This window comes from Comamonas sp. B-9 (assembly GCF_000410635.1).
Taxonomy (GTDB): Bacteria; Pseudomonadota; Gammaproteobacteria; order Burkholderiales; family Burkholderiaceae_C; genus Comamonas.
Map to the genome: position 1 here is coordinate 12,128 of NZ_KE148641.1, position 9,737 is coordinate 21,864.

At 61.4% G+C, this 9,737-nt stretch carries 12 protein-coding genes; 1 reads left to right on the forward strand and 11 read right to left on the reverse strand.

The genetic code is table 11. The annotated features are described in order from the left end of the window. On the reverse strand, nucleotides 1-1,472 hold a 1,472-nt coding region (locus tag H928_RS33655; RefSeq protein ID WP_239645023.1), incomplete at its 3' end, for an Hsp70 family protein. A gap of 469 nt (nucleotides 1,473-1,941) precedes the next feature. Between H928_RS33655 and H928_RS31745 the strand changes: the two genes are divergently transcribed. Beyond that, nucleotides 1,942-2,403 (forward strand): hypothetical protein, encoded by a 462-nt coding sequence (locus H928_RS31745; protein ID WP_148293231.1) that lies wholly within the window; start codon nucleotides 1,942-1,944, stop codon nucleotides 2,401-2,403. A gap of 118 nt (nucleotides 2,404-2,521) precedes the next feature. Here H928_RS31745 and H928_RS0119525 read toward each other — a convergent pair whose 3' ends face one another. From H928_RS0119525 to H928_RS0119570, 10 genes are all read right to left on the reverse strand, one after another. Beyond that, a complete protein-coding gene (locus H928_RS0119525) occupies nucleotides 2,522-2,788 on the reverse strand; it encodes a hypothetical protein (protein WP_021028011.1) in 267 nt (88 codons plus the stop codon). Between the two features lie 59 nt (nucleotides 2,789-2,847). Continuing rightward, complete coding sequence (locus tag H928_RS0119530; protein WP_021028012.1) at nucleotides 2,848-3,057, reverse strand: DUF4287 domain-containing protein; 210 nt, start codon at nucleotides 3,055-3,057, stop codon at nucleotides 2,848-2,850. Nucleotides 3,058-3,450: 393 nt separating this feature from the next. After that, complete coding sequence (locus tag H928_RS0119535; RefSeq protein ID WP_148293232.1) at nucleotides 3,451-3,681, reverse strand: hypothetical protein; 231 nt, start codon at nucleotides 3,679-3,681, stop codon at nucleotides 3,451-3,453. Nucleotides 3,682-3,790: 109 nt separating this feature from the next. After that, the gene (locus H928_RS0119540; protein WP_021028014.1) at nucleotides 3,791-4,282 is read right to left on the reverse strand and encodes a hypothetical protein; all 492 of its coding nucleotides are present in this window, start codon (nucleotides 4,280-4,282) and stop codon (nucleotides 3,791-3,793) included. Between the two features lie 90 nt (nucleotides 4,283-4,372). Further along, nucleotides 4,373-4,957, reverse strand: a complete 585-nt coding sequence (locus H928_RS0119545) for a TetR/AcrR family transcriptional regulator (protein ID WP_021028015.1) — start codon at nucleotides 4,955-4,957, stop codon at nucleotides 4,373-4,375. Between the two features lie 107 nt (nucleotides 4,958-5,064). Then, nucleotides 5,065-5,841 (reverse strand): DUF2071 domain-containing protein, encoded by a 777-nt coding sequence (locus H928_RS0119550; protein ID WP_239645024.1) that lies wholly within the window; start codon nucleotides 5,839-5,841, stop codon nucleotides 5,065-5,067. A gap of 295 nt (nucleotides 5,842-6,136) precedes the next feature. Next, a complete protein-coding gene (locus H928_RS0119555) occupies nucleotides 6,137-7,015 on the reverse strand; it encodes an alpha/beta hydrolase (protein WP_021028017.1) in 879 nt (292 codons plus the stop codon). A 399-nt stretch (nucleotides 7,016-7,414) separates the two neighbouring features. After that, a complete protein-coding gene (locus tag H928_RS0119560; RefSeq protein ID WP_021028018.1) occupies nucleotides 7,415-7,840 on the reverse strand; it encodes a hypothetical protein in 426 nt (141 codons plus the stop codon). Between the two features lie 295 nt (nucleotides 7,841-8,135). Continuing rightward, nucleotides 8,136-8,708 carry a hypothetical protein gene (locus H928_RS0119565; protein WP_148293233.1) on the reverse strand — a complete coding sequence of 191 codons (573 nt, stop codon included), beginning with the start codon at nucleotides 8,706-8,708 and terminating at the stop codon, nucleotides 8,136-8,138. A 135-nt stretch (nucleotides 8,709-8,843) separates the two neighbouring features. Next, a partial coding sequence (locus H928_RS0119570; RefSeq protein ID WP_306729957.1) for an NmrA family NAD(P)-binding protein occupies nucleotides 8,844-9,737 on the reverse strand: 894 nt, incomplete at its 5' end.

Sequence of the window (9,737 nt, forward strand, 5' to 3'; positions counted from 1 at the left end):
TAGCTGCGGGCCGATCCGCCACCAATCTGCGGCAAACGGCTGCGCAGGCTGGCCGCAGGCGGCGCTGCTGCATCGTCAGTTGCGGGCATTGCTACAGCTGGCTCAGGCTCAGGGGCAAAACGGGTCAGGCCATAGGCGGCCGCGCCCCGGGCCACCGCCCAATCGGGGTGCGGGTTGTGCAGCACGCGCACCGGCGCGCCGCGCCAGGCTGACAGCTGCTGCGTCAGCCGCTCCACCACCGCATGCGCATGGAACACGCCGCCATTGAGCAGCACGGTATCGGGCAGCGCCTGCGCGCCCCCGTTGTCCGTATGCTGCGCCAAGAACTGCGCCAGATGCCGCGTAATGGCCGCATCGGCCGGGTAGGGCAGGCCAAAGCCGCGCAAGGCGCCCTGGCGTTTGCTGGGCACCGCGCTGCGCTCGGCCAGCGGCAAAAATCCTTCGACCACCCATTGCTGCACCTGGGTGCGGCTCAGGTGGGCGGTCTTGCTTTGGGCCAGCAGCCGGCTGCCGCCACCCAGCAGGGTAACGGCGACCTGCTCGGGTGCATTGGCGGCCAGCAACTGCTCCTTGGCGATGCGGCAGCGCTGCACCAGCTGCGCAAAACGGGCAGCGGGCAGGCGCTGGCCCTCAGGCGCAAACTGGGGTTCGAGCTGATGCGCCAGGGCCAGGTCCATGTTGTCGCCGCCCAGCATCAGGTGCTCGCCTACGGCCGTACGCGTCAGGCTGGGCAGGCCGCCATCGGCAGCGGGCTCGACCTGGATCAACGTCAGATCGGTCGTGCCACCGCCCACATCGACCACCAGCACCAGCCGGCTGTCCGCCAGCCGTGCGGCCAGCTGCTCGCCCTGCAGCCCCAGCCAGTCGTGGAAAGCGGCCTTGGGCTCTTCGAGCAAATGCACCTGGGGCAGGCCCGCCAGCTGGGCGGCCTCCAAGGTCAATGCGCGCGCGCCCTCGTCAAACGAGGCCGGCACCGTCAGCACCACCATCTGCGCGCCCAGCGGCGCCTCTGGATGCGCCTCTTCCCAGGCCGCCTTGACATGGGCCAGGTACGAGGCCGATGCCGCCAGCGGCGATATCTTGGCGACCTCGTCACCCGCGCCCCAGGGCAGGATGGCCGCGCTGCGGTCCACCCCTGGGTGCGACAGCCAGCTTTTGGCACTGGCCACCAGGCGGCTGGGCACCGCTGTGCCCAAATCCCGGGCCCAGCGGCCCACCACCGCCGGCGCTGCATCGCTCGCGCCTTGCGGCGGCCAGGGCTGCTGCCAGGCATCACCCAGTTCGCCTTCTGCCGCCTGGTAGCGCACCGAGGGCAATAGCGTTTGGGCCTGTATCTCGCCTGCGCTGCTGCGCTGGGGAATGGTCAGCAGCGCAATCTCGTCCCCCGTCCCCGTCAGTGGTGCATAGGCCACCACCGTGTGGCTGGGGCCCAGATCGATACCAATGACATAGGAGGGAGACGAGGAATTCATAGACGGCCAAGCGAGACGGCAACACCCGGCAAAGGCCTGCCGGGTAGGCGAATCGTAACAATTCTTGCAAAGACCTGGGGGGCCTCTGCAGAACCCTGGCTCATGGGATGGGCGCGGATCGGGATGTGCCGCCACTGTAGCAGCACAGGGAGAGGCGGAGATCGGTGCGGTGAAGGCTGATGGCGTGGGGGCTCAATCCCCGTAGCCCTATGGGTTGCTTCTGACGGTCTCTGAACGACCCACAACAGACTTATCCATCAACCGCATAGCGGTCGGTGATACTCCATGAACAACTATGCCAGCTAGCATGCCGGGTTTCATGGAATTTATACCTGTGTTTTTAAACAGAACCCCAAATACTAACCAGAGCTGCAAGCCGCTTTACAGAGAGAATCATGCCCCAAATATCCCGCACCACGCAGTTTATCCCGCAGGTTCTGTTGAACGCATTGCGTTAGGCGCACCTCTCATGAGCGCTCATCTGCCGACAAAGGAACTCTACGATTCGTTCTCGGAGTTCACAAAGCCTGCTCATTCAACAAACCATGTCCATTGTCCAGAGTGTGCCGAATATGATTCGTTGCTGGAGCACGTGAGACGCGAGGATCTATCAATCGAGCAGATCGGTACAGTGTGTTGGGGGCCTGTAGCATTCCTAGTACCCGATGCCATGGCGTACTACCTTCCACGATTAATGGAGTTGGCTTTAGTCGGGTCCTCCAACAAGGATGGCAAGCCATTCTTCACGCAATTTCTAGTTCAGATTGGCCTACATGCACCAAGCGAACCTCAGTTCTCGCGTCTCAAACCACGGCACGTTGCTCTGGTGCATCGCTGCATTGAGGCAATTGGTAAATCGTATGGAAAAGAGATAGAAGAAGAGTGCTGGGAAGACTGGCTCGAAGAAGCTATTGGCAAGTGGCGCGCCTAACAATTCATTCAATCCGCTGCTTCGCGGCGCAGCTTAATTTATCGTGTTGAACGTCAGCATTGGCATTTGGCCAGTGATTGCTTCTAGCCGGATGCAGCCGTGCCCGCAACGCTTGGACTCATGCCCCTATCGGCACAATTAACGCCTCTTGGAGCTGCTCCATCCGCATATGGCTGGGTCCATAGGCTCTAGCAAGCACCTTGAATGCTTTCCGCTTCTCAGTAGCCCAAGAAACGCTTATCTCCAACAACAAATCTTGCCCACTGGCTTGCACCACACGTTCAGTCGCTGGTTGATTGATCGCCGCGAGCAGATCCGCGTGCGAAAGCGCACCCCATGACTCCAACTCGGCAGCGAGTGCGGCATAAGTAGTGGCGCGATGCATGTGTGGTGGAAGTGTCCGTTTGTGGCCCAGATGCAGCCTGGTACACGTTTCTTGGCGTGCTACTTCTTCATGAGGAACGCTGCAACCAGGGCATTCGCGTGCCCATGACCGATCTGGTGCTGGGTCTTGAGGAAATTGACCAGCTCCATGTGCTTCAACGGCCCCGCATTCTGAAGAATCTCCATCCAATGCGTTATTGGCTTGGCGTAGGTCTTTTCGATGGACGGAAAGTAAGAGGCAGGTCCTTTTACCTTGGATGTCTCGGCCATGGAGCGCTCCTTTGAAGGGTGACGATAGTGTCCCCGTGCAATGCCTAGTTCGGCATTCTGACCGAGTTGCATGTCCCTGCCTAGATAACGAAGTTTGGCCAGTTTCTGCCGCAGTGACAAAGAGCCGCTCCTGGCTGGCCGTAGAAGCGCTGAGCGTCTGTTCGGCCCACCCTCTCCGCTTAAATTTTCACCATGTGCACAGTCCCTGGGGACTGCGCTGAAAACGTTTCCGCGAGGGCCCGCGCACCATCTGCTTTATCCTTGTGATGTGCACCAGGAACCATGCAGCAGGAGTTCGACCCGGCACCGACAGCAAGAACCGTTATCAATCTATAGCCAGCCATTGGCAAGCCAGACGGAACGCAGCCGCCCGCCCATCCCGCATCATCCCCCTCAAGCGGCCACCGCCAATGCGCTCAGCGCCTCCGCCAAAAAGCGCTCCATCGTCCGGGGATCGCGCTCCAGCACCTGGCGCGCCGTGGCCGTCACCGCAGCCGCATGCCCCGCGCGCATCAGCGCAAACCCGCCATGCACGTGGGCGATAGAGGGGTCGGGCGCCGCTGCAGGCACAGGCGCGCCAGCGGTGACCGGCCGGCCCAGCAGGCGCGATGTGATCTCGGCCACACGCAGCGCACCGGGCTGGTGAGAGAGCAGAAACAGCCGATCGATGCCAACGAGGGTCTGCCTGTCGCAAGTCAAGCAAGTCAAGCAAGACAAAGAATGCGCTGCCTATTCAGCGCTGGCGTTGTGACCGCATCCACCACATTTGCCATGCGGCTCCCACCACAAAAATCGCCAGCCAAGCGAGCACCGTGCCGCGCACCAAAGGCGATTCAGGGCCTGAGGCCAGAGGATGGCTGACCGGCAGACGCGTCAAGGTCTCACCGATGGCCGGCACCAACAGCAGAAAGAAGCTGAACGAAAACCCGAACTGCGACAGGTAGGGAGCGAGGCGTGGGAGAAGCGGCAGCTGCCGGATGAGCAATGACCCGCCCATCACCAACAGCGCCAGAATGCCCAAGGCATGGCCGGCGTTGAAACCTCCAGTACTGGACAGACCGAAAGCGGTCAGCACGGACAGCAACATACCCACCAAGTACAACTGACCCGAGCGCTTGGCCGGCTCAATGGCGCGGTAGCGGACAAAGCTGTACAAGCCGGCAACGAGCGGCAGCACACTGATGGCGGTATGGAAGGCGCCAAGCGTGGAGATGGGATGAGGCATGGGGTGGTCTTTCCAAAAACAACCGACTAGTTGATTGGTTTGATGGGCAAAAAATAGAGAGCCCGACACCCTGGGTGATCGGGCCATTCTTCAAGCTGCCAGCCGATGTATCGCCGCGCGCACGATCGTCTGGAAAGCATCGGGATCACCCAAGGCGCGGGCCGTCAGCATGGCGCCATGCACGGTGGACATCAAGGCGAGCGCTTCTACCGGCGCGTTCGCTTCTGGCTTGAACTGCGCTTTGGCCTGGCCTTGCGAGATCACCGCTGCCAGCCACTGGGTCAGATCCTGGAAATAGCCACGCACTTCAGCCGCTATTTCTGGCGGGATCATCGGCGCTTCAGCAGCCAACATCGCACAGATGCACATTGTCGATGAACCGTCGCGTATGCAGCGCGCCCAGTAATCCACATAAGCGCTCAATTGGGCTTGCGGGTCATCGCCCAAATGCTGCTGCATCGCTGCCAAGCCCTCCACAGATTGCTGCCGATGGCGTTGCACGACCGTCAACACGAGATCCGCCTTGCTGGGGAAATGGTGGTGGATGCTGGCCTTTCCTATCCCGACCTTTTCAGAGAGATCCGCATAGCTGAAGCCGTTGTAGCCGCCAGCGGCCAGCAATTGCCGGGCATGTTCCGCCAATTCAGTGGCGCGGGGGGAGAGTTCAACAGTCATCGGGTGGGCAGCTAGCGCTTTCAAAGATGAGCCATTCTACTAGTTGATCGATTGGCGTCAAGCGCTCAGTTTTGTTGGGCGAACCACACTGTCGCAGCGCGTCTGCCTCAGGTAGAAGCGCGTAAAAGCCGCTCGGACAAGGCAGAGAAGCGCACGCTGGGCAGCAGAAAGCAGAGCGCCTCCGGGTCCGCATCCAGCCTCTGCAACAAAGGGCAGTCCAGGGTTTGCGTGTCCAGCAGCAAGGGCTCCACCGAGGCCACATCCACCGGCAAATCAATCGTCGCCAAGGCCGACCTGGCAGGGGCGCCCTCCGCTGTCGGCACCTCCACCACCGCAGCGTCCTGGGAGGCCAGGCGCACGATTGCATCCGACCAGCCATGGAACATCCCGGACCAGGGCGGCGACAAAACGGCCTCCCCTGCCCTCACCGCCCTCGCCGCCAATCTTGGCGCGCTGCCATCGCCGGGCGCGATGTCGACAATGGCCTCATCAGGGTTCACGCGGAAATCAAAGCTTGCCGGCCAATGGGATGGCAAGGCATCACTGAACAATCGCGTCCCAGCCACATGGGCGAGGCTGTCCATCACGTTGTAGACAAAGGCAACGGTGGGAACGGGCGGCGCATCAGACAGCGGCTCTGCCAGGTACAGGCGCCAGTTGCTCTGCAATGGGGAAGGCATAACGCGCCTCAAGGGCCCCATCCACCGAGGACCAAAATGGCCATGCCGATAGGTCAGCACCGTAAGAGGCGTGCGGCCTTGGTAAGACCAGAGGCGCGCGCCCGGTGGGGCAAACGGGGCGGCCAGGGCTTCGTCCACCAGCCATGTCATGTAGACCACATCGACCACATCGCTGTCCAAGGTCATGAAGGGCAGACGAGACATCAGCGCTCGCCGATAGCTGGCAAAGCGACGCGAATTGAGCAGCTTGGCCAGGCCATTGCCAAACCTGCCCTGGTACGGGTGTGTGTAGAGGTGATTCATGGAAGCGGTAGACAGCAGCGCTGGCTGGCACCGTTGCAAGGTGATGGCTAAAGGCCGGTTCTGGCCGAAAGCGCCATATTAGCGCCAGCAGCCAGCCACCATGCGACTCTCGCCACGATGGATCAACCGAGGGACCGGCTGCTAAGCAAACTTGTCGCCGCGACACAACCGGCCACGGCTGCTATCACTTGAGGGGTCATTGCACCCGTTTCGGATCCCCGCGTACAAAGCCCACCACCGTCGGCAGCACCGGGGCTAACCAGTCCAGCGGCCGGGCCAGCGCGGCAACGGTCGTCACGTGGCTGAGGTGGTCAAAGATCCGCATATCCACGTCGGTACCGGCAGCCCGTAAGCGGTTTGCCAGGCCGACGGTGTTGCGCTGCGTATCAACGACCTTGTCGTTGCGTGCGGCCAGCAGCAGGGTGCGGGGGGCTTTGGCGTCGGCGTAGAAGAGGGGCTGGGAATCGGCCGGGGTGTGCGGCCAGTTAAAAGCAAGCTGAACCTGGGGGTCCACAATCGGCAAAAAGTCGTAGGGCCCGGCCAGCCCTATCCAGCCCGCAAGCCGATCGGGGGTCAGGCCCAAAGGCGCCAGCCAACGCGGGTCCAGTGCCAGCATCGCTGCGTTATAAGCCCCGGCCGAATGGCCCATCACCATCACCCGCGCGGGGTCGCCACCCAGGCTGGCGGCATGCGCCAAGGTCCACTGCAGCGCCAATGCGCAATCGCCCAGAAAGCCGTCGTACTGCACCTGGGGGCTCAGCCGGTAGTCGGCCACCACCGCGATGATGCCGTTCGCCGCCAGCGCTTCGCCGACAAACCGGTACTCCGCCCGCTCGCCGCTGGTCCAGTTGCCGCCATAAAAAAACAGCACCACCGGTGCATGGCCGGGCGCCGTGCCGGTCGCTGGCTGGTACACATCCAGCAGATGCCTTGCATCGGGCCCATAGCGCACACCTGTGGGGCCGTGGTAGGTGTCATGTGCCACCAGGCGGTCCAGCACCTGGGCACCAGAACACCCGGACAGCAGCGCTGCGATGGCGGAACCGATGCCGAGGAGGCTTAGGCGGCGGCTCATGGGGGTGGAGAGTTTAGAAGAAATGGGCATGTGCTCTATACGCTACTCAATGCCTTTTGGATTCATTCCCTAAAGTGTGCGGAACGCCCTGCCAGCGGCAGCTGATTCAAGCAGTCATTTCCACCAGTCTGCGTTGAAGCTAGGTTCTGCGCCTCTCAGCGGTTACCCGAAACTTATGTAGGCCGAATGAGCGCTATAGGTTGAAGTGGCGCTATGACCCTGAGCGGTCATTCGCTAACGAACAAGCTAAGCCGCCCACCTTCGGCTGGCCGGCTTGAGCGCCGAGTTAGACCCGACTCGGTGTGAGAAAGCGCTGTGTACCAGCGCAACACTACCAAAGAAAGATCTGGTGGCACCCGCTGGATGGGCGCCTAGTGGGCATCAACGCATCCGTATTGCTCACTCTGTTCCTTCTGGCTCGGCGGCTCTATAGGGATATGTTGTGATCCTAACGTCGATACCGAGCGCCACCATTCGAGCTAAGCTGCGACTGCAAAGGTCAGTTCGAATCGGATTGGCCTCTAGCCCACCATCGAATCCGTAGTCAAAGATACGGGAGCGGCACTTCAAGAACTCCGCGTGTGCCGCTCCGGAGAGTGCCTCCAGCTGAGATAGGAAGTGGTCTGTGCAGCTTGTTGGGTCTCCATTGAGCGTGCCGACGATCAGCGGCTCTAGTGCAAGCCTATACCCACCAGACACAGGACCAGAGTAGAGGACGTAAGCGCCGGAACGAAGTTCCTCCTCAAGCGCGACCAGCTCTTCACTCGACTCCAATTCAAGATCGAGGTTAAGAAACGATGCTGGCACCGACGTGGCTTCAAACATTTGTGGCTAACAGACTAGGTAAGCGGCCCGCAGAATGCCAGTCCGCTTGAGCGAACAGCTAGGCACCGACTATTTCCATTCACTCTTGATCTCCTTCACTTCGCGGTTGGCAAACTGTATGAGCTTGTTGTTCGATAGGCAAATTTGCTGTCGCCACTTTTAGACAGTCCTAAAAATTTTGTTCTCGGTCTCCGTAGCAAAGGTTCGAATGTCTGCATATGGCCGAATTGAGGCATCGTACCCGCAGCTCCAAGTGGCTGCGCATGACTGTTACTGCTCGACCCAGAGCTGTCGCTCACAGGCCGTCCGGACGACTCGATAGCCAGCCAGCGAAGCGGGCACGAAGCTCTTCGGGCGAAATGGAGAACGTGAAGACATCCATTCCCCCGTCGTAGGGACAGAAAATGTTCTTTGTGGACGGAGAGACAAATGAGACCCCCACCGCCTCCCCATCTGCAAGCACGCGAATCGCGGCTTCAAAAAAATCGGGCTTCCATTTGGAAACAAGTGCCCGAACATACATTCGATCCTCATCGTCCTGGCCGAGACTTTCATGCGGCACCGCAGCAACGGCTTCTCTGAATTGCCGCCCAACAAGCTGATGCCTAGCTGTCCCCCGAAGTATGGCTTCGCCACTGAGCGCACGAAAGACGTACAAGGGCTCGTCAGCGCTGAAGATTGCGGACGCGACCAGCAAATGTCGATGTTGAATTTCGGCGTAGTCGTCAAGCGACTCAGCGTATCGTTTTGAATCAGGGAGTGAGTGGAAGCGCACCCATTGCGCAGTGAGATGGCGGCGCAGAAGATGCCCGCGAGGCGCAACTTCACCGAACTCGGAATGCCACCAAGCAAGAGGATCGGGGCGCATATTTTCTATTCTGTAGGTACCCGTTTTTGATTGCACAGACTGAACGCAGCAAATACTGACATGCCGCTTGTGGCCGCATGCCGCCATCCTAACCTCGGATACCCACCGGGCACTTCTGACCCACTTCCCTCCCCCTCAAGCCGCCACAGCCAAAGCCCCCAGCTCGTCCGCCAAAAACCCCTCCACCGTCCGCGGCTCGCGCCCCAGCACCTGCCGCACCGTCGCAGTCACCGCAGCCGCATGCCCCGCGCGCATCAGCGCAAAAAACTCGCCGTGCACCTGCGCGATAAAAGGGTCTGCAGCGGGGGCAGTCACAGGCGCGGCGGCGGTGATCGGCCGGCCCAGCAGGCGCGATGCGATCTCGGCCAGTTTTTGCGGGCGCAGTGCTTGGTTGCCGGTCAGCACCCAGGGGCCCGGTGCGCCTAGGCGTTGCTGGGCAGCCTCGGGATTCAGCAGTGCTTCAACAGCAACATCGGCAATGTCGCGGGCATCGATATAGGAGACACCTGCACCCAGGTGCTGGGAGCGGAGCACATCGCCGCTGCGCAGTTCGCCTGCGATGCGCGACAAACCCACCTGCATCCAGGCATTAGGGCGCAGCACGGTGTGGGGGATGCCGCTGGCCTGCAGGCCATCTTCGATGCGGCCATGCGCATCGCCCGACAGCGAGCGGCCGGGCGGGGCTATGGTCCAGTCCGAGCCGGAGAGTTTGACGATGTGCTGCACACCGGCAGCGCGCGAGGCTTCGACCACGCGCAGTTGCTGCTCGGCCAGCGCAGGGCTGATCGGAGAGAGCAGGAAGAGACGCTCAATGCCGACAAGGGCCTGGCCCAAGGCGGCCGCATCATCAAAACTGCCCTGCGCTACCTCGACCGTATCGCCCCAGAGCGCCTGCGCGGTTGCGACCTGGCGCACCAGCACCCGGGGCCGTGCCTGCCGGGCCAGCAGGCGCGGCACCAGCAACTGGCCCAGGCGACCGCTGGCGCCGCAAACCAGCACGCGGGGATGCTGGTTCGCACTCATACCCGC

Excerpts from the sequence above, each read along its gene's own strand:
- H928_RS0119550 (WP_239645024.1), bottom strand. The coding sequence starts at position 5,841 with ATGTCTCGTCTGCCCTTCATGACCTTGGACAGCGATGTGGTCGATGTG.
- H928_RS0119525 (WP_021028011.1), bottom strand. The coding sequence starts at position 2,788 with ATGCATCGCGCCACTACTTATGCCGCACTCGCTGCCGAGTTGGAGTCA.
- H928_RS0119560 (WP_021028018.1), bottom strand. The coding sequence starts at position 7,840 with ATGTTTGAAGCCACGTCGGTGCCAGCATCGTTTCTTAACCTCGATCTT.
- H928_RS0119540 (WP_021028014.1), bottom strand. The coding sequence starts at position 4,282 with ATGCCTCATCCCATCTCCACGCTTGGCGCCTTCCATACCGCCATCAGT.
- H928_RS31745 (WP_148293231.1), top strand. The coding sequence starts at position 1,942 with ATGAGCGCTCATCTGCCGACAAAGGAACTCTACGATTCGTTCTCGGAG.
- H928_RS0119530 (WP_021028012.1), bottom strand. The coding sequence starts at position 3,057 with ATGGCCGAGACATCCAAGGTAAAAGGACCTGCCTCTTACTTTCCGTCC.
- H928_RS0119555 (WP_021028017.1), bottom strand. The coding sequence starts at position 7,015 with ATGAGCCGCCGCCTAAGCCTCCTCGGCATCGGTTCCGCCATCGCAGCG.
- H928_RS0119545 (WP_021028015.1), bottom strand. The coding sequence starts at position 4,957 with ATGACTGTTGAACTCTCCCCCCGCGCCACTGAATTGGCGGAACATGCC.
- H928_RS0119565 (WP_148293233.1), bottom strand. The coding sequence starts at position 8,708 with ATGCGCCCCGATCCTCTTGCTTGGTGGCATTCCGAGTTCGGTGAAGTT.